28 protein-coding genes and 1 tRNA gene are annotated in these 25450 nt (G+C 56.5%); 19 read left to right on the forward strand and 10 right to left on the reverse strand.

The features are described 5' to 3' along the window. The 3 genes from kdpA to V6936_RS06940 form a co-directional block, all read right to left on the reverse strand. Positions 1-1704, reverse strand: a complete 1704-nt coding sequence (gene kdpA, locus V6936_RS06930; RefSeq protein WP_240208824.1) for a potassium-transporting ATPase subunit KdpA — start codon at positions 1702-1704, stop codon at positions 1-3. Between the two features lie 137 nt (positions 1705-1841). Further along, positions 1842-1937 (reverse strand): K(+)-transporting ATPase subunit F, encoded by a 96-nt coding sequence (gene kdpF, locus V6936_RS06935; RefSeq protein WP_100214825.1) that lies wholly within the window; start codon positions 1935-1937, stop codon positions 1842-1844. Between the two features lie 76 nt (positions 1938-2013). Further along, positions 2014-2766, reverse strand: coding sequence for a type 1 glutamine amidotransferase (locus tag V6936_RS06940; protein WP_003801529.1), 753 nt, complete (start codon positions 2764-2766; stop codon positions 2014-2016). 204 nt (positions 2767-2970) lie between these two features. Between V6936_RS06940 and V6936_RS06945 the strand changes: the two genes are divergently transcribed. The 6 genes from V6936_RS06945 (at position 2971) to V6936_RS06970 (ending at position 8774) form a co-directional block, all read left to right on the forward strand. Next, the gene (locus V6936_RS06945) at positions 2971-4035 is read left to right on the forward strand and encodes a LacI family DNA-binding transcriptional regulator (protein WP_240208825.1); all 1065 of its coding nucleotides are present in this window, start codon (positions 2971-2973) and stop codon (positions 4033-4035) included. 105 nt (positions 4036-4140) lie between these two features. Continuing rightward, a complete protein-coding gene (locus tag V6936_RS06950; protein WP_051010425.1) occupies positions 4141-5148 on the forward strand; it encodes an ABC transporter substrate-binding protein in 1008 nt (335 codons plus the stop codon). Positions 5149-5170: 22 nt separating this feature from the next. Then, positions 5171-5977, forward strand: a complete 807-nt coding sequence (locus V6936_RS06955) for an ABC transporter permease (protein WP_003801534.1) — start codon at positions 5171-5173, stop codon at positions 5975-5977. Between the two features lie 19 nt (positions 5978-5996). Beyond that, positions 5997-6797: an ABC transporter permease gene (locus V6936_RS06960; protein WP_131071902.1), complete on the forward strand. Its 801-nt coding sequence runs from the start codon at positions 5997-5999 to the stop codon at positions 6795-6797. Further along, positions 6787-7851 carry an ABC transporter ATP-binding protein gene (locus V6936_RS06965; RefSeq protein WP_059317776.1) on the forward strand — a complete coding sequence of 355 codons (1065 nt, stop codon included), beginning with the start codon at positions 6787-6789 and terminating at the stop codon, positions 7849-7851. Before V6936_RS06960 ends, V6936_RS06965 begins: the two co-directional genes overlap by 11 nt. Positions 7852-7940: 89 nt before the next feature. After that, positions 7941-8774: a phosphodiesterase gene (locus V6936_RS06970; protein ID WP_240208826.1), complete on the forward strand. Its 834-nt coding sequence runs from the start codon at positions 7941-7943 to the stop codon at positions 8772-8774. Between the two features lie 263 nt (positions 8775-9037). Here V6936_RS06970 and argG read toward each other — a convergent pair whose 3' ends face one another. Beyond that, positions 9038-10372 carry an argininosuccinate synthase gene (gene argG, locus V6936_RS06975; RefSeq protein WP_240208827.1) on the reverse strand — a complete coding sequence of 445 codons (1335 nt, stop codon included), beginning with the start codon at positions 10370-10372 and terminating at the stop codon, positions 9038-9040. 177 nt (positions 10373-10549) lie between these two features. Here argG and V6936_RS06980 point away from each other — a divergent pair, with 177 nt between their 5' ends. The 4 genes from V6936_RS06980 (at position 10550) to V6936_RS06995 (ending at position 12620) form a co-directional block, all read left to right on the forward strand. Beyond that, the gene (locus V6936_RS06980) at positions 10550-11140 is read left to right on the forward strand and encodes a peroxidase-related enzyme (RefSeq protein ID WP_003801546.1); all 591 of its coding nucleotides are present in this window, start codon (positions 10550-10552) and stop codon (positions 11138-11140) included. Positions 11141-11143: 3 nt separating this feature from the next. Next, complete coding sequence (locus V6936_RS06985; RefSeq protein WP_336579637.1) at positions 11144-11533, forward strand: YbaN family protein; 390 nt, start codon at positions 11144-11146, stop codon at positions 11531-11533. Between the two features lie 44 nt (positions 11534-11577). Next, positions 11578-11991, forward strand: coding sequence for an NUDIX hydrolase (locus tag V6936_RS06990; RefSeq protein ID WP_240208828.1), 414 nt, complete (start codon positions 11578-11580; stop codon positions 11989-11991). A gap of 155 nt (positions 11992-12146) precedes the next feature. Next, on the forward strand, positions 12147-12620 hold the full coding sequence (locus V6936_RS06995; protein WP_003801553.1) for a hypothetical protein: 474 nt from the start codon (positions 12147-12149) through the stop codon (positions 12618-12620). Here the strand turns inward: V6936_RS06995 and metC are convergent. Beyond that, positions 12600-13823: a cystathionine beta-lyase gene (metC, locus tag V6936_RS07000; RefSeq protein WP_003801555.1), complete on the reverse strand. Its 1224-nt coding sequence runs from the start codon at positions 13821-13823 to the stop codon at positions 12600-12602. The two genes, V6936_RS06995 and metC, sit on opposite strands and share 21 nt — an antisense overlap. A 149-nt stretch (positions 13824-13972) precedes the next feature. Here metC and V6936_RS07005 point away from each other — a divergent pair, with 149 nt between their 5' ends. Then, positions 13973-14431, forward strand: coding sequence for an Lrp/AsnC family transcriptional regulator (locus V6936_RS07005; RefSeq protein WP_039943352.1), 459 nt, complete (start codon positions 13973-13975; stop codon positions 14429-14431). Between the two features lie 42 nt (positions 14432-14473). On the opposite strand, the gene V6936_RS07010 is transcribed toward V6936_RS07005, so the two are convergent. Further along, complete coding sequence (locus V6936_RS07010; RefSeq protein WP_100214826.1) at positions 14474-15343, reverse strand: MOSC domain-containing protein; 870 nt, start codon at positions 15341-15343, stop codon at positions 14474-14476. A 553-nt stretch (positions 15344-15896) separates the two neighbouring features. Here V6936_RS07010 and V6936_RS07015 point away from each other — a divergent pair. The 4 genes from V6936_RS07015 (at position 15897) to V6936_RS07030 (ending at position 19143) form a co-directional block, all read left to right on the forward strand. Beyond that, the gene (locus V6936_RS07015; RefSeq protein ID WP_003801561.1) at positions 15897-16163 is read left to right on the forward strand and encodes a hypothetical protein; all 267 of its coding nucleotides are present in this window, start codon (positions 15897-15899) and stop codon (positions 16161-16163) included. Positions 16164-16341: 178 nt separating this feature from the next. After that, positions 16342-17790: a diguanylate cyclase gene (locus V6936_RS07020; protein ID WP_100214836.1), complete on the forward strand. Its 1449-nt coding sequence runs from the start codon at positions 16342-16344 to the stop codon at positions 17788-17790. A gap of 342 nt (positions 17791-18132) precedes the next feature. Further along, positions 18133-18789 carry a 3'-5' exonuclease gene (locus tag V6936_RS07025; protein WP_240208830.1) on the forward strand — a complete coding sequence of 219 codons (657 nt, stop codon included), beginning with the start codon at positions 18133-18135 and terminating at the stop codon, positions 18787-18789. Positions 18790-18876: 87 nt separating this feature from the next. Next, positions 18877-19143 (forward strand): DUF3892 domain-containing protein, encoded by a 267-nt coding sequence (locus tag V6936_RS07030; protein ID WP_221081945.1) that lies wholly within the window; start codon positions 18877-18879, stop codon positions 19141-19143. A 78-nt stretch (positions 19144-19221) separates the two neighbouring features. Here the strand turns inward: V6936_RS07030 and V6936_RS07035 are convergent, their stop codons facing one another. Further along, the gene (locus tag V6936_RS07035) at positions 19222-20373 is read right to left on the reverse strand and encodes an ABC transporter substrate-binding protein (protein ID WP_131071540.1); all 1152 of its coding nucleotides are present in this window, start codon (positions 20371-20373) and stop codon (positions 19222-19224) included. Positions 20374-20583: 210 nt separating this feature from the next. Here V6936_RS07035 and V6936_RS07040 point away from each other — a divergent pair, with 210 nt between their 5' ends. Next, a complete protein-coding gene (locus V6936_RS07040; protein WP_240208831.1) occupies positions 20584-21291 on the forward strand; it encodes a tellurite resistance TerB family protein in 708 nt (235 codons plus the stop codon). Between the two features lie 106 nt (positions 21292-21397). After that, complete coding sequence (locus tag V6936_RS07045; protein ID WP_059317779.1) at positions 21398-22213, forward strand: META and DUF4377 domain-containing protein; 816 nt, start codon at positions 21398-21400, stop codon at positions 22211-22213. 328 nt (positions 22214-22541) lie between these two features. Here V6936_RS07045 and V6936_RS07050 read toward each other — a convergent pair whose 3' ends face one another. After that, complete coding sequence (locus V6936_RS07050) at positions 22542-22889, reverse strand: DMT family protein (RefSeq protein WP_100214837.1); 348 nt, start codon at positions 22887-22889, stop codon at positions 22542-22544. A 138-nt stretch (positions 22890-23027) separates the two neighbouring features. Here V6936_RS07050 and V6936_RS07055 point away from each other — a divergent pair, with 138 nt between their 5' ends. Next, the gene (locus V6936_RS07055; protein ID WP_219235896.1) at positions 23028-23558 is read left to right on the forward strand and encodes an AAA family ATPase; all 531 of its coding nucleotides are present in this window, start codon (positions 23028-23030) and stop codon (positions 23556-23558) included. A gap of 143 nt (positions 23559-23701) precedes the next feature. On the opposite strand, the gene V6936_RS07060 is transcribed toward V6936_RS07055, so the two are convergent. Next, the gene (locus V6936_RS07060; RefSeq protein WP_100214838.1) at positions 23702-23968 is read right to left on the reverse strand and encodes a hypothetical protein; all 267 of its coding nucleotides are present in this window, start codon (positions 23966-23968) and stop codon (positions 23702-23704) included. A 788-nt stretch (positions 23969-24756) separates the two neighbouring features. On the opposite strand from V6936_RS07060, the gene V6936_RS07065 reads away from it, so the two are divergent. Then, a tRNA-Ile gene (locus V6936_RS07065) sits at positions 24757-24835 on the forward strand. 208 nt (positions 24836-25043) lie between these two features. Here the strand turns inward: V6936_RS07065 and V6936_RS07070 are convergent. Next, entirely contained in the window at positions 25044-25274 is a 231-nt protein-coding gene (locus tag V6936_RS07070) for a hypothetical protein (RefSeq protein ID WP_157784345.1), read from the reverse strand. Positions 25275-25450: the final 176 nt, after the last annotated feature.

Raw genomic sequence — 25450 nt, forward strand, 5'->3', positions numbered from 1 at the left:
TCAAAAAGTAATGCCATCGAGCATCAACAGGTGCTCCACAATCGGGCCCAGCGCCAATGCAGGCAGGAACGTCAACCCGCCCACCACCAGAACCACAAAAATCAACAGACCCGTAAATAAGGGGGTAGCCGTCGACAAGGTGCCTGGGCCCGCAGGAACCGCTTTCTTGGCGGCCAGCACACCGGCCAAAGCCAGCAAGGGCAGCAAGGTCAGATACCGCCCAACCAGCATCGCCAGCCCTATCGTCGTATTGAAGAAAGGAGTGTTCGCATTAAAGCCTGCGAAGGCTGAACCGTTATTGGCCGTGCCCGAGGTGTAGGCGTAAAGCACCTCGCTAAAGCCATGCGGGCCCATATTGGACAGACTGTCCAGGGTCGAGGGCTGCAGGCTGGCCAAAGCGGTAAAGCCCAGGATGCTGAAGGCATGCGCCAACATGGCCAGCATCACGTACTTCATCTCCCGCGCCTCAATCTTCTTGCCCAGAAACTCGGGGCTGCGCCCTATCATCATCCCCACCAGAAAGACCGTCAAAATGGCGTAGCTGACCAGACTGATAAAGCCCACCCCGATCCCGCCAAACACATTGTTCAGCATCATTTGGGCAATCGGCACCAGACCACCCAAAGGAGTCAGCGACGAATGCATGGCATCGACCGAGCCAGTGGTCGCGGCCGTGGTCACTGTGGCAAACAGACTGCTTTGCGCCACCCCGAAACGCAGCTCCTTACCCTCCAGGTTGCCTCCACCCTGCGTTCTGCTTTGTGTTTGGTCCACCCCCAGGGAAGTCAGCAAAGGATTGCCTGCCTGTTCGGCGCTATAAATCAGGGCCAGAAAGCCCACGAACATCACCAGAAAAGCGGCAAAAAATGCCCAACCCTGGCGACGGCGGCTCAGCATGGTGCCAAAGGCATAGGTCAGGGACGAGGGAACCAGCAACATGCTGAGCATGTGAATGGTATTGGTCAGCGGGGTGGGATTTTCAAAAGGATGGGCCGCATTCATGCCAAAAAAACCGCCCCCATTGGTTCCCACGTGCTTGATGCTTTCAAGGCTGGCCACTGGCCCCAGAATAATCTGCTGCTTAAGCCCTTCCAGCGTGTTGACCACGACATCAGACGCCAGTGTCTGCGGCATACCCTGCCAGATATAAAGCAAGGCCAGCAAGAAGCTGCACGGCAAGAGCAGGCGATACAAAGAACGAGTGAAGTCCACCCAGTAGTTGCCAATATCAGCCGAACTTTTCCGGCTTAAACCACGGATGAAACCGCCTGCCGCCGCCAGACCTGTTGTGGCACTGATCATCATCAGAAAGGTGATGGCCGCCATCTGGGAAAAATTGGACAGACTGGACTCCCCCGAATACGCCTGCCAGTTGGTATTGGTCGTAAAGGAGATGGCCGTATTAAAAGCCAGGTCAGGAGACTGGGCCACACGCTGCAGGCTGTCTCCCGGTATCCCGCCCTGCACCCGCAAAAGAACATATCCCAAAAGCAACATGGCGGCATTGCTTAACAACAGCGCCAGCGCATATCGCTTCCAGCACATCTTCTCGTCCGGGTTCACCCCCAACACCCGATACGTGCCACGCTCAATCAAACTGTGCTTCGGGCTACAGAAAAAATGGGCAATCCACTTGCCCACCACCACTAACAAGACCGTAGAGACGGCCAGAACCACCAGGAACTGCATCAAATCGTCCAGCATGACAGCCCCTCTTACAGTTTTTCAAGACCGAGCACAAATCCGGTCGCCATCGCAAAGAATGCGAACAGCACCGCTAAGAATAAAAAATCACTCATATGCACACCTGTTCCAAACAATGAACACTTGCCAACCTGAACTTAGAAGTTTTCGGCCTTGAGCAAGGCATAGAACAAATAGATAAACAGCCCCAGCGATACCCCTGCTGCCAGAACCGTAAAAAAGGACGCTGTCATCCTGAACTCCCGATCAATGCTGACTTGCAGCAGACAGAGACAGTCTAGGAGTGACGGCATAAATTCAGAGCAGTGTTTACTGGCCCACGTATAAAGACGGCATATGGATTTGGACCAGGGCGAGGCCGGCACGCTCCATCAACTGGTCTGTCCAGCGTTGATAGGCCTGTCTGGCAATAAGGTGCAAGGGGCTTAAATGCTGATCCAGGCCCCACAAGATATGTTGTGCATCCTGAGCCGCAGGACCGTATACCTGCTCCAGCTCGTGGCGGCCGTGGTCGCACCACTGTCGGATGCTATCGGCGGTCACTTCCAGATGGCCTTGAAAGGCCCAATGCGGACCCAGGCAGAAACCTTTATTCAAGCAATGAGGACCGTATAAAGTCCGGCTGGCCCCCGAGGGAATCTGGAAGGTGTCGTAATGCCAGTTAAACAGCATGGCACGCTTGGGCAGGCCCATGACACGCTGCGCGTAAGGGCTGCTCCAAACCTGGCCCCAACCTATGTTCGGATATGGGTTGCGCTGCACTTGAGCCCCAAGGCAACGAGCCAGCAGTTGCGCCCCAAAGCAATGGCCCAGAACCGGAACATGGCGCCGAACCGCGTCCTGCAATAGTTCGTGCTCCTGCTCTATCCAGGGCAAACAATCATGGACACTGCGATCACTGCCCAGCACGACCACCCCGCTGTAATCACGAGCGGATACCGGCGCCCCGCCCTCCAGCGGCGACATGCACAAGTGATGGGGAAGACCATGGCTCTCCAGATGATCCAGCAGCACTCCCGGCCCTTGCGTTGCCTCGTGCTGCAAAACAAGAATGGGTTTCATGACGTGAATGCCTGACCGCGCAGGCCTGTTGTTCAGGAGAACTCACTGTAGAACTGGCCGTATCAAGACCAGGATCTGTTTGCGATCAGGCTCGTATAAGTGGCATCAAGGGGATGTCTGCTGCAAACAAAAACACAGTTCGTCATTTGCCTGACATATGCCTTTGCTCAAATGTAATCGTTTTCATTTTGACGGCTGGGTGTCATGGCCAATGTAGGAATACTGGATGTCGCCAGAGCAGCCCAGGTATCGGTTGCCACGGTATCGCGCGTGCTCAATGAGCCAGAAAAGGTGGGCGAAAAGACCCGCCTTCGCGTGCAAGCCGCGATCGACGCGCTGGGGTATGAGCCCAATGCCTCGGCACGCAGTCTGCGCAGCCAACGCAGTCGGGTCATCGGCGTCGTCTTGCCTACCTTGCTCAACCCCGTTTTTGCCGAGTGTTTGAAAGGCATCGCCGATACGGCAGCCCGCGGCGGCTATGCCATCTTGCCCTTCTTTACCGACTACCACCTTGAACGTGAATCCCAGGCAGTCGCCTTGCTCCTGGCCAGCAATGTGGAAGGCATTGTGCTGGTGGTCTCCAACCCGGCTCATTCCCCTGCTTTAGTGCGACTGGGCAAGACTCGCTGTCCCTACGTACTGGCTTACAACCAGCACCCCGAGCATCCTTGCGTCACCGTCAACGGCGAGCAGGCCATGATTGAATTGATCCGCCATCTGGCCACACTGGGCCATCGCCGCATTGCCATGGTAAGCGGTCATCTGCATGTGTCTGATCGCGCCCAGCAACGCAGCCATGGCTATCTAAAAGGAATGGACAAGGCGGGTCTGGCGCCCATGCCACTGCTGGAAGTGCCGTTCATGGATCAGGGCGAAGAGGAGCAAACGCCACATTCTGACGGTGTGCATCTTGCCAGCGTCGCCCGACTTTTGCGCCAGCCCGAACGTCCCACGGCCTTGATTGGCTCCAACGATCTGATTGCCATTCGCTGTCTGCGCACAGCGCAACAGATTGGCCTGCAGGTTCCCAACGATATCAGCGTGATCGGCTTTGATGGCATTGCGCTAGGGGCTGAACTGTTTCCGCGTCCGGCCACCATCGCACAGCCCAATGAAGAAATTGGTCGCCAATGCATCGGCCTGCTGCTGGAGGCAGTGGCCCAGCAAAAAACAGTTTCCGCGCAGGCCTCGGTTCTGCTGCCCTACACCTTCGACCGGGGCGAGTCCTGCGCCCCTGCCCCTTGCTCACCAAGGGCCCATACAGGATGAGGCCCCTTTCCTTTGTGGGACTCTTTCCCACCACCCCTGCGTTCAAGCCATTCCCGGCTTTTGCCTGACACCACTTACTAACTGGAGTGATCAACCATGAAACATATGCTGAGCACATTGGCTTGCCGCGTGGCACTGCCCCTGGCCCTGATGACAATGGGAAGCGCAGTCGCCGCGCAGACCGCCATTTGCTACAACTGTCCCCCTGAATGGGCCGATTGGGCCAGCCAGATCGAAGCCATCAAGCAACATACCGGCATTACCGTGCCGCCCGATAACAAGAACTCCGGCCAGTCACTGGCTCAACTACTGGCCGAATCCGCCAATCCGGTCGCTGACGTCACGTATCTGGGCATCACCTTTGCCATCCAGGCCCAGAAAGACGGCGTGACCCAAGCCTATAAACCCGAAGGCTGGGAACAGATTCCGGAAGGATTGAAAGATCCGCAAGGGCATTGGTTCGCGATTCATTCGGGCACCATGGGCATCATGGTCAATAAATCGGCCTTGGGCGATGTACCGGTGCCCACGTCCTGGAACGATCTGCTCAAGCCAGAATACAAAGGTCTGGTGGGCTACCTGGACCCTTCCTCTGCCTTCGTGGGCTATGTCGGCGCCGTTGCGATCAACGAGGCCCTGGGCGGCAATATGGACAACTTTGACCCCGCCATCAACTGGTTCAAGGCCCTGCAACAGAACAATCCCATCGTCCCCAAACAAACCGCTTATGCCCGCCTGATTTCCGGCGAGATCCCCATCTTGCTGGACTATGATTTCAGCGCCTACCGCGCCCAATATAAAGACGGGGAAGATGTAGCATTCGTCATTCCCCAGGAAGGCACGATTGTGGTGCCGTACGTCATGTCGCTGGTCAAGAACGCCCCACATGCCGAAGAGGGACGCAAAGTACTGGATTTCGTGCTCTCCGAACAAGGCCAGGCTATCTGGGCCAATGCCTTCCTGCGCCCGATTCGCAGCAGTGCCATCAGCGAGCAGGCACAGTCACGCTTCCTGCCTGACAGCGACTACGCGCGCGCCAAGGCCGTTGACTACGCACGCATGGCACAAGGTCAGAAGCCTTTTGCTGAGCGTTACCTGGCTGAGGTCCGCTAAGCGGTCCAGACGGAGTTAGCGTATGCAAGCCACCTACCTGCTGCCCCTGTGCTCGGCACCTGCCGTCGCTTTTTTTGCCGCGTTCTGGCTGTTGCCGGCGATACAGCTTCTGGCATTGCCCGCTCAGGAAGGCATAGACACCTACTGGGTCGTGTTGACATCGGGACGGTACTTGCAGGCCCTGCTGCAAACGCTGCTCCTGTCCGCTCTGGTGACCCTGGCCACCTTGGTGCTCGGCGCCATCGTTGGCATCGTGATGGCCCGCCACCGCGTGCCTGCCAAACGCCTGCTGCTCGCCTTGATGACGCTTCCCCTCTCTTTTCCCGGCGTCATCGTGGGTTTTTTCATCATCTTGCTGGGTGGTCGCCAGGGGCTGCTGGCCCAGATCACCCAGGATCTGGGGTTGGGGCGGATCACGTTTGCCTATAGCCTGCTGGGTCTGTTTCTGGCTTATCTGTACTTTTCCCTGCCTCGCGCCATTGCCACCTACACCGCCGCGGCCCAATCCATAGACCGCAATCTGGAGGAAGCGGCCCGCTCCTGTGGTGCCACACGCTGGGATATTGCCCGGGACGTCTGGATACCGGAGCTGGCGCCAACGTCGCTGTCCTGCGGCGCCATCGTATTTGCCACTTCCATGGGTGCCTTCGGGACGGCCTTCACCTTGTCCAGCCGCTACGAAGTCTTGCCCATCACGATCTACAACGAATTTACCAACTATGCGAATTTCACCTTGGCTGCCAGCTTGTCCATATCGTTGGGGCTGCTGACATGGTTTACCTTGTGGCTGGCCCGGCGCGTGGTGCGCGACCCCGCGGTGGTGGTGTGAGGACGTCATGAGCACAAAAATGCTATCCCATCCTCAGCGGCCCGCTCCCCTGCTCCTGGCGCTTACCGGCCTGACCATCCTGTTCCTGCTGGGCCCCATCCTGGTTTCCGTCATGGCAGGACTGGTCAACAACTACCGCATCGGTCTGAAAAGCGGCCTGACGCTGAAATGGCTCGAACAAGTCTGGGCAAACTACGGCGGTACGGTCTGGCTATCGCTGCAACTGGCCCTGCTCTGTGTCCTGGCGGCCATCGTACTGGGACTGCCTTGCGCCTATGCACTGGCCCGTAGCCGCTCCCGCCTGGCTCGCAGTTTCGAGGAGCTGCTGACCTTGCCCGTGGCCGTGCCCGGCATGGCCTCCGCCCTTGCCCTGCTGCTGGCTTACGGTTCACTGCAAGGCTTTCGCCAGAGCTTCTGGTTCATTCTGGTCGGTCACATTGTATTTACCCTGCCGTTTATGGTGCGCACCACCACCGCCGCCCTGCAAAAACGCAGCCTGGTTGATCTGGAGGAAGCAGCCCGATCCCTGGGGGCCAGTTTCACTCAAATCTTTTTCGGGATTTTACTTCCCGCCATCTTGCCCGCCGTTGTCGCCGGCAGCCTGATGGTTTTCACCCTGTCGCTGGGGGAGTTCAACCTGACCTGGATGCTCCACACCCCCCTGACACGTACCTTGCCAGTGGGCTTGGCCGACAGCTACGCCTCCATGCGCATCGAAGTGGGTTCGGCCTATACGCTGATTTTTATGCTTGTCATCTTGCCCGTGCTCTGGGCACTGCAAGCCCTGGCGCGCTTGCTGGAGAAACAATATGGAAACTAAACACGTACCCGTGCGCATTGAACAATGCGCCAAAACCTATGCGGATGGCACACGGGGTTTGCACCCCAGCACCCTGGATATCGCCCCGGGTGAAGTCATGGCGCTGCTGGGCCCCTCGGGCTGCGGCAAGACCACCTTGCTGCGGCTGATCGCCGGTCTGGAAATGCCCGATGCCGGTAGCCGCATCCTGTTCGACGGACAGGACGTTACCCATCTGCCGATTGAAAAACGCGAAGTCGGCATGGTGTTTCAACATTACGCCCTGTTTCCGGCCATGACGGTTGAGGCGAACATCGGCTATGGCCCGAAAATCAAGGGCATGGCCCTAGCGGAGCGCCAGCAACGGGTTGGCGAGCTGGTCGATCTGATGCGCCTGAATGGTCTGGAAAAACGCCTGCCTTCTGCCCTGTCCGGTGGACAGCGACAACGGGTTGCGATCGCCCGCGCCATCGCCAATCAACCCCGTGTCCTGCTCCTGGACGAGCCCCTGGCTGCCCTGGATGCCAAGCTGAAAGTCTCGTTGCGCGATGAACTGGCCGAGCTGCTGCGACGCCTGCGCATTACCGCCGTTCACGTCACCCACGATCAACAGGAAGCCTTTGCCATTGCTGACCGGCTGGCCGTCATGCACGAAGGCCGCATTATTCAGATTGGCGACGGAGAAAGCCTGTACCGGCATCCCGCCCATCCGTTTGTCGCCACTTTCCTGGGGCGCGTCAACGTCCTGCAACGTAACGCACAAAGCCTGTTTCATAACGATGTGCGGCTGGCAGACCTGCGCCTGCCCTGCCCCGAGGCTTTACGCGGGTCACAGGAATTACTATTACGCCCAGAGGACATCCGTGTGTGCATGGAGGCACCGGCTGGCTGGGCACGGGCCCGTGTTCAGCAACGCAGTTTTATGGGCGGGCGGGTCCAGTTGACCCTGGAGGTCGCCGGACAAGCTCCCCTGATTGCCGAGGTAGATCGTGACCATGCCGCCGTGCTCGGCAGCACAGTGGGTATTCAGCTCAACCCGGACTCGCTGATACCTGGCTCGGTGCCGATGTCCTGAGGCAGTCACACCTTCCGGTCAGCCCAGGCCTGGTTCCCTTGGGCCCCCACCTGATAACAACACGGAGCGCACAGCGCGACCTGATACCGATGCTCAACACCCTACTGATTCAAATGACCGACCCGCATATACGGGAAGAAGGCCGACTGGCCTACGGACGACTCAATACCGCCCCCTATTTGCAGGCTGCCATCGACCATGCTCTGGCGCTGCCTCAAAGACCGGATGCCATCGTGCTGACAGGCGATCTGACTGACTTTGGGCGAGCCCGGGAATATGCGCAACTGCGCAGATTGCTCGCGCCGCTGGACTCGATTCCCGTCTACCTGCTGCCAGGCAATCATGATGACCGGCAGCAACTACGGGAAAGCTTCCCCGACCATACGTATTTGGGCAAAACCGGGCCGGTTTGCTACGGCGTCGATATTGGAGGGCTCAGACTGCTGGCGCTGGACAGTGCCGTCGCGGGAGCCAGCGCAGGCAGCCTGGATCAGGCGCAACTGGATTGGCTGGCTGCTGAACTGGCAAAGCACGCTACACGTCCCACTGTCATTGCCCTGCACCACCCGCCGTTCAACACCCTGATCGGTCATATGGACAGGATTGGCCTGCTGCAGGGCGCTGCGCAACTGGAAGCGATTGTTCGTCAGCACACGCAGGTCGAACGGGTCATCAGCGGGCATTTGCATCGTAGTATCCAGATCCGTTTTGGTGGAACAATAGCCAGCACGGCCCCTTCAGTCGCGCACCAGGTGTGTCTGGACCTGGCTGATGATGCCGCCTCTGCCTGGACGCTGGAGCCGCCGGGCTATGCCGTCCACGCCCTCGATAGCCACGGGCAGATTGTCACTCACACCGCTACGGTGGGCCAGTTCGACGGCCCCTTCGCCTTCCATGAACCCAGTGGCAAACTCATCGACTGATTCGCTGCGCAGCACTTTCTCTGGGTAGCGCGGCCTTGCTGCCCCCCTCAACCCCGGTTGAGGATAGATAGATGCAACCCATTGGCCCGGCGCGATCAGCAAACGCTGAAACGCTTAAACAGGATCGTTACCAGACACACCGGGACTCGCCGCATGCACAAAAATACCCCAATGCCTGATCCAACAGGGATTGGGGTATTTTGTTGGCGCTGCCTCAAACCAGGGCGCTCCGTTCAGAGACACCCCGATCTGCAAGGCAGGTCTTACTTCTTGCTGTCTTTCAGCTGAGGCACAGCCGAACCGGCCACAGGAGCCAACAGGCCAGCTTGTGTGTAGGTGAACAGCTTGTCGCGTGTGTCCACGATGTCCAGATTGCGCATGGTCAACTGACCGATACGGTCGCGTGGCGAGAACATGCTATCCACTTTTTCCATGCTCAGACGCTCGGCCTTGTAGGTCAGGTTAGGCGAGACGGTATCCAAGATGGAGTAGTCATTACCGCGGCGCAGTTCCAGCGTCACTTCGCCCGTCACCGCACGAGCCACCCAGCGCTGGGCGGTTTCACGCAGCATGATGGCTTGTGGATCGAACCAACGGCCTTGGTACAGCAGACGACCCAAACGCAGACCGTTGATGCGGTACTGTTCAATGGTGTCTTCGTTGTGAATACCCGTTACCAGACGCTCGTAAGCAATGTGCAGCAAAGCCATGCCGGGGGCTTCGTAAATGCCACGGCTCTTGGCTTCGATGATGCGGTTTTCGATCTGGTCGCTCATGCCCAGACCATGACGGCCGCCGATGCGGTTCGCTTCCAGCATCAGTTCCACAGGGTCGGAGAATTCCACACCGTTCAGAGCAACAGGCTGACCTTCCTCAAAGCGCACACGCACTTGTTCAGCAGGCACGGCCACATCGTCACGCCAGAACGCGACACCCATAATGGGTTTGACGATATTGATGCCGGCATTCAGGTACTCCAGATCCTTGGCCTCATGCGTGGCACCCAGCATGTTGGAATCGGTGGAGTAGGCTTTCTCGGCCGACATCTTGTAGTCGAAACCGTTTTCCTGCATGTACTCGGACATCTCGGCACGGCCACCCAGCTCATCAATAAAGGTCTGGTCCAGCCAAGGTTTGTAAATCTTCAGTTCGGGGTTGGTCAACAAACCGTAGCGGTAGAAACGCTCAATGTCGTTGCCCTTGTAGGTGCTGCCATCGCCCCAGATATGAACATCGTCCTCTTTCATGGCGGCCACCAGCATGGTACCGGTTACAGCGCGGCCAATAGGCGTGGTGTTGAAGTAGGTGACACCGCCCGTGGTGATATGAAAAGCGTTGCACTGCAAAGCGGCAATCCCTTCGGCCACCAGTTGCTGACGGCAATCCACCAAGCGGGCCAAGGTGGCGCCGTATTCCTTGGCCTTGCGAGGGATGGCATCGTAATCGGGCTCGTCGGGCTGACCCAGATTGGCGGTGTAGGCGTAAGGGATGGCGCCCTTATTGCGCATCCACAAAAGGGCAGCGCTGGTGTCCAGGCCACCGGAAAAGGCAATGCCGACCTTCTGGCCGACTGGAAGAGATTCAAGGATGGTTGTCATTATCGCGTCAGTAGTGGTGTGCAAGTACAGTTCCGCCTGTCAGGCTCTCGACAAGAGCCCTGCCCGCGGCCGGATCAATATGTCATTATATCGCCTTGACCGACCCTGGACACCTTTGCGTAGCTGGATTTAATTACCCGATGAACTAGAACACGCTTTTTTACTTGGAGACCTGCCATGCCCGAGACACCCGCTCACGCTGCCATCAGCCGCTACCCCGTCCCTGCCCTGGCCGAAATGCCCGACGATATTCGCAGCCGTATTGAAGCAGTGCAGGAAAAATCCGGCTTCATACCCAATGTGTTTCTGGCCCTGGCTCATCGGCCTGACGAGTTCCGTGCCTTTTTTGCCTATCATGACGCCTTGATGGAAAAACCCAGCGGCCTGAGCCAGGCTGATCGGGAAATGATTGTGGTGGCCACCTCGGCGGCCAATCAATGCCATTACTGTGTGATCGCCCACGGCGCGATTTTACGTATCCGCGCCAAAAACCCGCTGGTGGCAGACCAGGTTGCCGTCAACTGGCGCAAGGCCGACATTAGCGCTCGCCAAAAAGCAATGCTGGCTTTCGCTCTGAAAGTCTCGCAAAACGCCCAGGATATTGACGAGGCCGACTTCCAGGCGCTGCACGAGCACGGGTTTAGCGACGAAGACGCCTGGGACATTGCCGGCATCAGTGCTTTTTTCGGTTTGAGCAATCGCATGGCCAATTTCATGTCCATGCGCTGCAATGACGAGTTTTATATGCTGGGCCGTGTCCCACGCTAAACAATGATGCGCTACGCCCTGTTGTGCGCCGGGGGGATTTGTGTGGCGCTGGCCATTGCCGGCGCTATTTTGCCTTTGCTGCCCACCACGCCATTTGTCCTGCTGGCCGCCTGGTGCTTTTCGCGTAGCTCCCCACGTTTTCACCAATGGCTGCTGAATCAGCGCCATCTTGGCCCTTATCTGCGCAACTGGGAGAACGGCCAGGGGCTGACACGCCAGGCCAAGCGTCGAGCATTGATCATCTTGTGGCTGTCGCTGGCAGTGTCCGCGTGGTTGACCAGCCACTTGGGCTGGTACCGTCTGGGTTTGCTGATTCCCGGCATTTTTGCCACCCGTTATCTGCTCCGCAGCAAAACCCTGGATGACACGTCTTCAGGCCCTGTGCAAAAATAGCCTGCTTGAACCGATCCTGGCTTCCTTTTTTGCTTGAAGATTCCATGTCTCCTCCTGTCATCTTGCTGGCCGCGGCCTATATCACCAATCCTGCCGGACAAATCCTGCTGGTCCGCAAACGTGGCAGCACCTATTACATGCAGGCGGGTGGCAAGCTGGAGGCTGGTGAGACGCCTTTACAAGCCTTGCAGCGTGAACTGGAGGAAGAGCTTGGGCTGACAGCACAGGAAACCGCGCAGGCCCGCTATGAGGCGTACTTTGAAAGTCCCGCCGCCAACGAGCCCGGCCATATGGTTCATGCCCATGTGTTTACCCTATCAGTAGAGCGCGACATCCAGGCGGCAGCCGAACTGGAGGAAGCCCGCTGGGTCAGCCCTCAAGAAATCCGTTCTCTGACCCTCGCCCCCTTGCTGGCCAATCACATTTTGCCGCGCCTGTGCGCTCCGGCAAGCGCCTGAGAGGTGACTGGGTCTGAGGCGAGCTCTCTTGCGCGGCACAAACCACGAGCCGACTATTTTTTGGCATAATGTCGCCCTTGAGTCTCCTCTTGGGGGACGCAGCTATTTGCCCGGCCAGCCCGCCACGGCGGGCTTTTTTTATTGAGCGCTAATTTATGTCCTCTTTGCCCTGTCAAGGCGCAATCGTCACCTTTACCCTTCAGCAACTGCGTGCCGCCACGCAGGCAGGGGGAATTTTGGGTGTGTCCATCAAAGGACAAGGCAATCATTTTTTTGTACAGGTAGCCACGCGTGCCGGACAGGCGGTGCTGGTCACCGCCCGCAGTAAAGATCCACGCAGCTTCAAAAGCCCCCTGCAAGCCATGGTCTTGCTCAAGCAAGTGGGGATTGTGACCGGCCAGTTTGATCTCACCCAATACTCACCGGACCAACACGAAACCGCTCCTCGCAGTCGTCGCCGTCCTGCCAAGCCCAGCAAACTGGGTTTGCGCTGGAACCGGATTGCAGAACGCATCTCCAGCCCGGCGCAGCCATCCTTGGATGACCCCAGCCTGGATATCAGCGAGGAGCAGACACGCCGCCTGATCGCCCGGCAAGAAAACCAGCAATTAAGCCTGCTGGGCAACTAAGCGCAAGCCTACGGAGTTTTCGGACGTTTCCACCGCATAGGCCGCGTCCAGAGCCTGCGCCAGATCCTGCTGTAAGTGCCCGGGCTCCTCCAGCCCGACATGCAAACGCAGCAGTTGTCCTTCGCCAAACAAGGCACGCCCGTTGCGTTTGGGCATATCGATGGGCAAAGCCAGACTTTCAAAGCCGCCCCAGGACAGGCCAATACCGAACAGCTGCAAGGCTTTAAAAAAGCGTGAGAGCTGCTCGTGGCTCAAGGGCTCGAGCACCACGCCGAACAGGCCAGTTGCGCCGGTGAAGTCCCGCTTCCAGATAGCATGCCCGGGGTGCGATTCCAGTGCGGGATGCAATACCTGACGCACCTGCGGATGATGTTCAAGAAAACGCGCAATCTGCAAGGCGCTGGCCTGATGCTGACGCAGGCGCACGCCTAAGGTGCGCAAGCCTCGCAACGCCAAAAAGGCATCATCCGGCCCCGCTGTCTGGCCAAAATCATGTGCCGCACGGCGCAGCAAAGGCCAAGCCCGCTCATTGGCAGTCGCAACCCCCAGCAAGGCATCCGAATGCCCGGTCAAATACTTGGTGGCGGCCTGTATGGACACATCCACACCGTGCTCAAAAGCTTGGAAAAACAAAGGTGTGGCCCACGTGTTGTCCAGCAATACATAGGCCCCGGCTGCATGCGCGCAACGCGCGATAGCGGGGATATCCTGGATTTCAAAAGTGGCAGAACCCGGGGACTCCACATACACGACCTTGGTGTTGGGACGAATCAGACGAGCGATCCCCTCTCCGATGCAGGGCTCGTAAAACTGAACCTGAATACGCATCCGGCCAGCCAGCACCTGCTGCGCAAACGTGCGCATCGGACCATAAATCGAATCAGGCAAGAGCAAATGGTCACCCACTTCCAGCATGCCCAGCAAGGTGTGGGTACAAGCAGCCAGACCGGAAGGAAACACGCTGGCCTGAAATCCCCCTTCCAGCTCGGCCACGGCCTGTGTCAGGGTCTGCAAGGTGGGGTTGGTGAAACGACCATAAGAGGCGTACGGGTTATCAGGCTCTTTGCGCTGGGTCCATTGCTCCAGATTGTCGGCCAAAATGGTCGACCCCCGGCAAATGGGTACATTGACAAAGCCGCCTGACACACGGCTGTCCCGACCCATATGCGTCAAACGGGTATTTTGATAATCGCAATCCTGCATGCTGTTTTCCTGGTCCTGTTCACAAGAGATGAATGGAAACAGTCTACGCAAGAGCAGGCAGGCAATTATTGCCTTTTCACCCTAGGATAGGGAGAATAAATAGAATAAAAATCCTCATCCATCCTTTTTATTGGGAATTTTTTCTTATGCTGGATAAGTTCGACAAGCACATCCTGGAAATACTGCAAAACGACGCCACTTCGCCCATCCAGGACATTGCCGATCGTGTCGGTTTGTCCAGCACCCCATGCTGGCGTCGCATACAACGGTTGGAGCAAGATGGCTATATCGAAAAGCGAGTGGCGCTGCTCAGCCCGGAAAAGCTGAATGTGGGTGTCACGGTGTTTGTGGCCATCAAAACGAATCAGCACAACAAGCAGTGGTACAGCCAGTTTTCCGCCGTGGTCGAGGCCATTCCTCAGATCGTGGAGTTCTATCGCATGAGCGGCGATACCGACTATTTACTACGCGTCGTGGTACCGGACATCAAGAGTTTTGATCGTGTTTACCAGCGCCTGATCTCGGAAATTGAGCTGACCGATGTCAGCTCCAGCTTTGCCATGGAGCAAATCAAGTTCACGACACGCCTGCCCCTGGACTATGCCTGAAGCCTCTTGCCCGCCCCTCAGGCACTCAAGCCCGCCAGCGCCCTAAAAACTGTATTCCACATCCAGGGTCTGACCAATCGTTAGCCTCTGAGCGGGTGACTCGACCAGCATGGCCTGCATGCCGAACAAGGTACCTTGTGCAAACTGGCGACTTTGCGCCAAGGCCAGGCCTGGCTGCGTGCCGATCTCGGCGGTGAGCTGATTCACGTTAGGCATAGGGCAACGAGTACATTGGCGAACGAAGGCAAAACTTAATCCTTCGCTGCTCAGGCCAAGGACATAATCTTCCTCGTAGGCAGGCAGACCCTTGAAAACCACATTGGCACGGAAACGATCGACGGGCACGGCCTGCTCACCGGACTGCTGCACCAGACGATTCAATTCTTCCACGGACGCTTCATTGATAAACAAGAAAGGCAGTGCATCCGCAAAGCCAAAACCCTGTTGCTGATCGCCGATTGAACGCCAGCCCTGTGACTTTTCTTCCCAGGGACGCACACGTTCGGTCAAGACATGACGACGGGCCCGGCTATGCCTGCGCAGCACCCGACATGGGGTTTGCAAAAAATCACTGAACCAGTGTGCGACCAGGTCGCCCTCATCCCGGCCCAAGGTGTCCGAGCTCCAGATACGCACCGACACGGCGACGTTCTCGCCGACCGGCGCGTCCAGAGACCAGGACAAGGTTTCCATACCGGGCGCCTGGACGGTGATTCGCCCATCCTGCACAACAGGGCGAATCAAAGCCATTCGGGGCCAGCGGCGCTGGGTCATGAATACGCCTTGCTGATCGACCACCACCCACTCTCGGTCGTAAGCCAGGCCTGCCACACTCGCCAGCACCCCCTGCGGGTGCGCCTGGGCTGCGCAGGACTTGATGGGATGAGTAAACAAACCGGTAATGGTAATCATGAGTCGCGACAACAAAAGGCAAAAAGACAAGGAATCCATTCTAGATCAGCCAGAACAGGCAGCCCCAAATACCAAGACAAGCACCCCCACGACGTGGGTCAGAAACATCGCCCTCCGATAACTTTGCCGCTTTACATCTTGACAAAGCCATCGAATCATGTCTTAATAGACGACAGATCGCAGCAACACATCCATTAGATTAAAAATATGCGGTCAAATTTTTTTTGGAATGTACCCATCTACTTAGGTCCTGCTGACCTTTTGGCATGTCCCCCAAACATGCGGGTATTCATTCACTACGGCGACGACAGCCACATCCAGACTTATTTTTTGCATCGTAGCGGACTCGCTGCGTCCATTTGCTTGGCAAACGAATAAGGCGCTGTCCATGCCACCACAGAGCTTGTTTGTCTGGCGCATTTGTCGTCCAGTCAGCAAAGATCTACATTGAAATAGTAATGGCTTGGTCTCCGTGTGGAGTCCGGTCCATCATGGTGTCATCAAATCTCAATAAAAAAACGATGTAATGACGCCACACGATAAGGAAAAAAACATGAAAAATATCTATCCAACTGGCTTGATCTCGCGTCCTGAGCATATTGCCCTGAACAAAACCGATATTCGCATTGGCGATACGGTTTATCTACAACCCAAGAACGGCCCGCGCATGGCCGGCACGGTGATCTTCAGTTCACCCGTACATGGCTGCACGACCTACACGGCCGATGCTCACAGTCAGGATGCGAATGTGCGGTTCCGCTTCCGTTTGCAGGACGTGCATCACGTGGCGCCTCGTCATCCTATGCCCGCCTTGAACTAAATCGATGTGTGCCAGATAATGCGGGGTAAGCGGAATACCCCGCATTAATTTCATTTAAGAACATATAATTACAATTTGAAATAAACATTTCCGCTTTCATCCTAAAATAGTAGCGGCTTGAAACTTATCCGACGCTGTAAAGCGTCCACGACGAGCAGGCGCTCCTATGGCAACGGATATGAACCCAAAGCAGGCGTTCTGCTTGCGCCCATCCCGGCGCCACTCCTTTCTCTCTCGTTTTCTTCTATTCAGCCTGGTCTTGGTCTTGACCCTGCTGGGTACCCGCTTGCGCCATTACGACGCTCTGACCATTTTCTGGCCAGCCGAAGCGGTGCTTCTGGGGCTGTTTCTTCGACGCCCGGATTGGGGGCGGCAGGTTCTTAACTGGACCATTGTGGTAGTGGCCTACCTGTGTGCCGAACTGATTGCCGGCAACCCCTTGCCTATCGCCCTATTACTGACCGTGGCCGACGCCAGCGGCTTGGGCCTGGCTTATTGGCTCATCACGCACAACCCTTTGCTGGATCTATCTTTGCGTCGCCCCCAGGCCATGTTGACCCTGGCTGCCTACTGCAGTCTGGCTTGCGTGGTGTCGGCCTTGCTAGGCGGCCTTGCCTTGTATCTGCATACCTCCCAGCCTTTGTCACTGGCCATTTTGTCCTGGATGCTGACGGGCATGATCTCTTACGCGGCGATCCTTCCGGTCATTCTAACGGCCCCTTCCCGTCCCCTACGCCGCTTTCTGCAATACTGGAATGAACCCCACCTGACAAGCCTGGCCCAGTTGGCACCCGCTTTGTCGTTACTGCTGACCAGCTTATTGAGCCTGCTGATTGACGGCCCAGGCTCAATGGCCTTTCCCGTTCTGCCTTTATTGTGGTGTGCGTTGAGCTATTCACTCTTTTCCACCACGCTACTGACCTTGTTCTACGTACTCTGGACACTTTTCGCCCTGAACCCGCCGGTGTACTTTCTGCCCAGCCAGTTACACACATCGCTGGATTTGTTGTCCTTGCGGATTGGAATCGCTTCTATTGCCCTGGCCTGCATTACCTGCGCCAGCCTGATGTCGGCACGCAATCTGGCGGTGGAGAAACTCCAGCGACTGGCGCACCGCGATGCCCTGACAGGTCTGCTCAACAAACAGGCCTTTTACCAGCAAAGCCAGGATGCATTGACCCAATGCCGCCTGAAACATATCCCCGTCAGCGTCATTGTTCTGGATATCGACCACTTCAAGCCCATTAACGACACGCATGGCCATCATGTCGGCGATCTGGCCCTGAGCGCCATTACGCAACGCATTTCCTTGGCGTTGCGCGATACCGACTTATGCGGGCGGCTGGGAGGTGAGGAGTTCGGCATTTTGCTGCCAGACTGCGGGGCCGCTCAAGCGCATGCCGTGGCCGAGCGAGTCCGCAAAAGCATCGCCTTGCTGCCGTTTTCTCTGGACAATCAGCAGCAACTGACCATGACCGCCAGCCTGGGGGTTGCCACTCTGGAGCCTTCCACCCTGGATCTGCATGCCCTGCTTCGCCAAGCCGACAAAGCCCTGTATGAGGCTAAACGGGCGGGCCGGGACCAGAGCTTTTCCTACCCGTTCCCCGAACCCCAAACAGGGACTTGACGTTACCCGTAAGCAAACCGATACTGATGTGTCAAAACGAAACAAACCATCAGGGAGCGGTAATATGGCGTCAGTTTATGCCTCACCTTTGTGCCAGGCGTGTTTGACCTTGCCGCACGGAGTAAGCACCAGCCAAGCGCACGCTGATTTGCGCTTACTCGGTCAGCACCCCCCTTCTGCCGACGGGGCGCACGAAACTCAGTACCGTTGCCTGAGCTGTCAGACTCACTGGCTGTTGCGCACCAACCGCTGGGGCATTCCCGAAGGCTTCCGGCTCAAACCTGTATAGGCAAAGCAGAACACATGCACTACCATGACAGCTTTGTCTGTTAGCGATTGCGTATGTCTGCCCTGCTGTTTGATACTGAAACCACCGGCTCCGCCAAACCACAAGTCATTGAGGCGGCCTGGCTGCGTTTGAGCGACCCTGTCTTCTTGCTGGTCAACGAAGCGTTCGAACAACGCTACCGACCCGATGAGCCCAATACTCTGGGCGCTCTGGCCACGCACCACATTTACGACGAAGAGCTACAAGACTGCCCTTCTCATACCGAGTTCAAGCTGCCTGCCGACACCCAATACATTATTGGTCATAACGTCGATTATGACTGGGGTGTGGCCGCTTACCCGGCGGTCAAGCGCATTTGCACGCTGGCCCTGGCCCGTCACTTGATACCAGGACTGGACAGCTACAGCCAATCTGCCCTGATCTATCATATTGACCGCGCCAACGCGCGTGAGCGTCTGCGTCATGCGCACAGTGCATTGGCAGATGTGCGCAATTGTCTGTCGCTTCTGCAGCATCTGTTGGGCCTGACCCAGAATATTCATACTTGGGAGCAGTTATGGCAGCTCTCTGAACACGCTCGTATCCCGACCACACTGCACTTTGGCAAGCACAAGGGCATGGCCATTGCCGATGTGCCACAAGACTATAAAAACTGGCTGCTGCGCCAGCCGGATCTGGACCCCTATTTAATCAAGGCCTTGAAAGTCTAAGTCTTAAGCTTCGTAAAATCCCTAATGGCTGCCAACCGGCATATGCCCAATGATGAAGGTCCCAACAAGAACTTCATGAGGTGGCAAATGATCGAGGTTGCATACGTCACGAAAGATATGCGTCGGGACCCTTACGAACGAATCACCCATCTTGGAGGCGCAGGCTGGCAACACTCACAACCCGAGGTTGTCCGACATATCGAGCAAGGCCAGCAGGACTACTACATTTTGCTGGATGGCATTCCCGCCAAACTGATCGTGGCGCTTAGCCGTTTTGGTTCCAAGTACCTGAAAACAGAGCTGGAAGTTGAAGAGCCTCACATTTTGCTCAGCCTGCCCAACCAAGCGACTTGAACAGGCTGGCTTGTTCTGCAGTCTTTAACCAGAAAAAACGCGGCCCGAGCCGCGTTTTTTCATCGTAAGGCTTGTTTCTTAGGGCTTGAGCAAACGCCACTGGCCCTCTCGCACCGTAATCAGCTCACGCCCACGCTCGTCAAAGCCACTGTGATCCTCTGGCGTCATCGTATAGACACCTTGCGTAGCGATCAGATCACGCGTTTGCTCCAGAGCATCACGCAAAGCGGAACGAAACTCGGGGGTGCCGGGCTTGGCCTTGGCAGCAGCAACCGGAACCGCCTTCTCCAGCAACAGACCCGCGTCATACACATTGGCGCCAAAGGTAGCGGGAGCCTGACCGTAGCGTTCGGTATAACGCTGGATATAGTCCTGCGCAATGGGTTTGGCTGGATTGCTGTCCGCAATCTCTGGCAAGACCAGCATCAGGCTGGCTGCCAGAATCGTCCCCTCCACCTGTTCGCCGCCCAGACTCAGAAAAGCCGGTAAAGCAGCCCCGTGCGTTTGATAAATCTGCCCTTTGTAACCCTGTTTGACCAGGGTCACCTGGGGCAACACCGCCGCAGCACCCGTACCTGCAACCAGCACCGCATCCGGTTTGGCCGCATAAATCTTCAAGGCCTGGCCGGTGACCGACGTATCCGAGCGCACATAACGTTCGGTCGCCACAATGTCGATATTGTTCGCCTCGGCCAGCTCTTTGAACACCGTCAGCCAGCTCTCGCCATACGCATCGTTGAAACCCAGAAAACCTGCGGTCTTCACACCATTGTCGACCATATGCTTGACCAGGGCCTGCGCAATGATGTCATCATTTTGCGTGGTCTTGAAAATCCACTTTTTCTGCTCGGTCATGGGCAGCACCACCGAGGCCGCACCCACCGGGGCCAATACCGGCGTGCCCGAATCGGCCGCAAACTGAATCAGCCCCATGGCATTGGGCGAGCCTGTCGGCCCGATCAAGGCATCGATCTTGTCCTCGGAGATCATTTTCTTGAACAAGGTCACCGTTTGATTCGGATCACTGGCATCATCCATGGAGATGTACTCCACCGTCAGATCCCCCATCTTGGTCGGCAGCAAAGGAACCGTATTGCGCTGTGGCAAACCGACGACCGCCGTCGGCCCGGTCGCCGAAGCGATAACGCCGATTTTGACTTGGGAATGGGCCGGAGCGGCCAGGGCAGCCAGCGCAACGGATAAAGCAAAGACAGTTCGTGTCAGTTTCATAATATGCAGAGCCAGTTAAGCCCTTCCCCCCTTGATATCGGCGCGCCCGCGCCTATATGGATTGATCTGGACATACGATAGCAAATTCTCCGTGCCGCACGTGTCCTCTTAGGGCATCTCCTTCGGCAGGTCTGCTTACAATTGTACGCGGGCTTACCTAATAAAGTAGTTTATAACGAAGCTACTGTTTACCTCTGATAGAGCGAATCCATGTCACTACAGCAAATGTTGCAACAAATTCTGCAAAGCGGCCAAGGCGCGCTGAAACAGGGCCAAGGTCAGTTGAATTCTTCCGGACTGGGGAGAAAACTGAGTGAGCAGGCCAGCGGTTTTGGCGGCGGCGCCGTAGTTGGCGGCGTTCTGGGCGTACTGCTGGGCAACAAAAAATTTCGCAAAATGGGCGGCTCCATGGCTGCCTATGGAGGAGCAGCCGCGCTGGGCGCGCTGGCCGTCAAAGTCTATCAAAACTGGCAGGAACAGAATGCGGGTAAGCAAGCGACACCCGCGCCAGTGCAAGCTGTTCCGGCCGCGCCGCTACCAGTGGCAGCCACTGGGCAAGCCGACACGCACGCCATGGTCATCCTGGCCGCCCTGGTGTCCGCCGCCAAGGCAGATGGTCATATTGGTGATGCCGAGCGTGAACTGATCGATGCAGAGATCAACAAGATGCCCGCCCCCGAGCAGGCCCGTCACTGGTTCTCGCAAGAACTGCACAAACCTGTCGATCCTCAGGCCATTGCCCAATTGGCTCAGACCCCCGAGATGTCGGCCGAAATTTATCTGACCAGCGCTCTGGTGATTGACGAACAAAGCTATATGGAACGCGCCTATCTGGACGAGCTGGCACGTTTACTATCCTTGCCAGATTCCTTGCGCGAAAGTCTGGATAATCAGGTACAGGCTTTGCCTCAATCTTGAACCAGCAGCGGGGACTGACCGATCCGGCCACTCCCACCCTGACTGCCTATTTTCAACCCAGGGCTACCCCATCCGGTAGCCCGATGACTCATCAAGGAAACCACCCATGACAAAAACCCTCAAGTTGACGATTGGTTCACTGGCCTTAATGGGTCTGGCCGCCTGTGCGGCTCCAAACAGCAGCAATACCGCCCCTTCCGAGCGCCAGATGGACAAAGAAAACTCTTTACAGGCTTACCACTGGCGCCTGTTTGCGACCGCCGACAAAAGTGGCCAGCAAGCCCCTGGAATAACGGGTGCCAACGGAGAGCCAGTTACCCTGAATTTCACCGACAACATGATGTCAGTAGACAATCTGTGCAATGTTCTGGGTAGCGGCTACACCATCAAGGGCTCCAAGATCACGTTTACCTCGCCCGTGAGCACGATGAAAATGTGTTCAGACCCCGAGCTGATGCGCAATGAGCAGGCCGTGGGCAAACTGCTTCCGACGGCAACAGATTGGAGCATGGCCAAGGCGGATTCCGCCCCGGACAACCCCGCCCCCGTTCTGACCCTGAACTTCAAGGACGGTACCAAATGGCGCCTGAAGGGTGAACCGACAGCTTCCACCCGTTACGGCAGCGAACCCACCCGCGTGTTTCTGGAAGTGGCGGCTCAGCGCGAGGCATGTTCACACCCCATGATGCCAAACTATCAGTGCCTGAAAGTACGAGAAATTCAATATAACGATGCAGGCGTCAAAACCCAGACCGGTGAATGGATGTATTACTACGGTGATATCGAAGGCTACACCCATACCCCTGGCGTGCGTAACGTACTGCGCATCAATCGGTATGAACTAAAGAATGTGCCCGCCGACGCCTCATCCAAGGCCGACGTGCTGGACATGGTCGTGGAGTCTGAGCAAGTCAGCCAGTAAGGGGCTCGCCCCGACTGAACGAGCCAGAAATCGGTTCACCTGCCCCAAGGCTGGAGTTTGCTTCGGCCTTGGGGTTTATTGTTGAGGCAGCTTCGGAACTTGTGATGGAGCGGCATGCTTAGACCCAGACCCATTCCCCTGGGTCTGACAACGTTATGCGCATGAGCCACAAATAGTTACTCACTGCTATGCTTTGAACCTAGTCAGCGCCCCCGCCCGTCCGTAGTATGGAATGACCGGATAACATTTTTCACCTCCCTATTTATCCGGTTTGGGGCCTTGCATCATGCGAGGCTTTTTTTTATGCCACAGACACGCCCCCTATGGGCTACTTCAAGGGTCCGTAAAAAATAAAAAATGCCCCCGCACCAATCAACGTAAAGCCCAGCAGATGGTTGAGTGTGAAGCTCTCTTTGAGATACAGCACCGAAAACACGACAAAGACCAGCAAGGTAATCACCTCCTGCATGGTCTTTAACTGGGCTGCGCTATAGACGGTGTGTCCTAAACGATTAGCCGGTACTGCCAGGCAGTACTCCACCAGGGCAATGCCCCAACTGATCAGCACCACTTTAAGCAGGGGGCTGTTGGGATACTTCAAATGCCCATACCAGGCAATCGTCATGAACACATTGGAGACGACCAACATCAAGATAGGAAGGATCTTAGCCATGATGGACACAAAAAAGTAAAAACGGCCGGTGCCGCGACCCCAGCAGTGTAGCGTCACATTCAGACAGCGGATATGGGGATAATCAGGCAGCCCTATTCGCAAGCCGAAAGACTTTTGTTCAACCTACTCTTTTTTTGCACCATGCTTTCTCTTGAACAACTGGGCCCGCGCATCTGCATATTGGGCCCCTCCAATAGCGGCAAATCCACCCTGGCTAAAGCCATCGAACGCAAGCTTGCACTTCCCGCCATCCACCTGGATCCGCTCTACCACCTGCCGCACACGGACTGGGTACCGCGACCCGACGCTGAATTTGCCGCCTTACATGCTGCCGCAATTGCGCGGGAACAATGGGTGATGGACGGCAATTACACACGCTACCTAGCCCCTCGTCTGGAACGGGCCACCGGTTTTATCGTGCTGGAAATATCCACGGCAGCTAGTTTGCTGCGCTATTTTCGGCGCACCCTGTTGGAACGTAAACGACAGGGTGCGCTGCCAGGTAGCAAAGACCGTCTGAAATGGGACATGATCCGACACATCGCCATTGTCACCCCGCCCAATCGCCATAAATACCTGACTGTTTTCGAGAAAAGCAGTTTAGCTAAAGTCAGGCTGCGCAACCCGCGCGAACTGAGCTTGTTTTATCAGGCTAACGGCTTGGAGCGTTAAGGAGATGACATCACTTCGATTCGAGCACACGATGGATGACCCAAGCTAGCAATCGGGTTAAGGCGGGGGAGAGAGGGCCAGACAAAGCACAGACAGAGCATGGGTTTGCATTTCGCCACCCTACTTGTAAGCCCATAAAGGGCCTAGCGTTTTTTCAACTGCTGATCGACCTGCTCCATCCATGCCTGATCACACGGCACGGGGGTTTCAGCTATCTGGCCATACAAACGGAAATGGACTACATTGCACCATTCCTGCGAGGCGTAATCCGGCCCATGTCCCTGGCCATCGGACACGGCCAGTTGACGATCCACCTTTTCCAGCCAGGCGTAACTGCCCACCTTCTCAGTGGGTACGGCACTTTGGCAAGCGGCCAACAAAAATGCGGGAACAAGCATTAAGATTCGCATGAGCTCATCCATGAATAAAAATCTGCTTTATCGCAGAGCATAACAATCATTACTGTATCCGTGTCCTGCCAACCGCCATTGCCAGGGCAAAAAACGGACTTCCAGCGAGAGACAAGTATGAAGTGGCTATTCTTGTGCCTGATCCTGACCCTACTCCCTCTTGATACGCAGGCAAGAAACACCCCTTGTTCGGGAAAAAAAGGCGGCATTTCTCATTGCGAAGGGGAAGTCTTTGTTTGTCGCGATGGCTCAGCCAGCGCCAGCAAACGGTCTTGCCCAGCGTACACAGGTACTGCAGCAAGCAACACCAGGCCCGCCCCTCAAACCCTGCGCTCCACCAGCAGTTGCCCCTGCTCCAGCCAGACTTATTGCACAGGACCGCGAGGCGGACACTATTGCGAAACCAGCACGGGCAGCAAACGATATCAGCGCAAATAGCGCAGCAAACGCGGCACCGTTTACTAGCAATTGCCTTTTTTCGCTTGGCCAGGCGGGCAGTGACGTTGTCCATAGCCGCCATAGCCATCGGGATCGACAATGACAGAGCCTCTGGGCGTATAGACGGCACAGGCAGATAAAATAGCCGTCAAGGTCACGGCCACAAGAAGGGTTCTCATAATTTTATTTCCCCGGGTGAAAGACGCGCTCATTGTGCTACAAGGATCGACAACAAGGTGCTACCAATCGCGAGAAAATACTGTTCATTTTACAAACAGTTGAAAGTCCGGCTCGACAACTGGCCACGCTAGGCACAAACAAGGACTTTATGTAATAATTGCGGACTTGTTGCCCCTCTAGCTCATGCTTGGTTAGAGCAGCGGACTCATAATCCGTTGGTGCCGTGTTCGACTCACGGGGGGGGCACCAAAGAACTTGCGGGTTTCATGAGAATTTGGAATCTCGCGCAAAATAATAGTGGGGGAAAATTTGACGCCCTCGCCGGTAGCCCGCCATCGCGCGGGCTTTTTTGTTGGTACTCGCTCGCTCTGGACAAAAAAAGGGGCCAGGCAAGGCCTGACCCATAGGAAACGTGAACGCGGCACGGGTTCTGTCAGAACGGCGCCAGATGACGTGCTCATCGAGTAGGTTTCGTGTGTTTGGCAGGCGTGTGGCTGGTGGGTTTATGAGCGGCACGAGCCGCGGTCGCCTTGGGAGCCTCCGGAGCTTTGGCCTTGGGGGCCGTCGTCGTGGCAGTATGGGCGGGGGCATGGGGCATGGGCGCTGGCTTTTGGGCCATCGCGCTTGTACCGGCCAAGGCACCCGTCACGCTTATCAGTGCAGTACAAATCAATGTCGAGCGTTTCATGATAAAGCTCCTTGAGTAGGAAAGTCAGGCTTGTTCATACAAGCCTGGCCTTATTATGAGCACCACTATCTGAACCTGTTCTGAGATTTTCATTCAGACTGCGTTCATGAAAAACAGGGTAACGTCGTCGGTATGCAGGCCCCACAGGCTCAGGCCCCGATATTCTCGCACCACTA

The organism is Alcaligenes sp. CHO6, assembly GCF_037120595.1.
In the GTDB taxonomy this organism is placed as follows: domain Bacteria; phylum Pseudomonadota; class Gammaproteobacteria; order Burkholderiales; family Burkholderiaceae_B; genus Alcaligenes; species Alcaligenes ammonioxydans.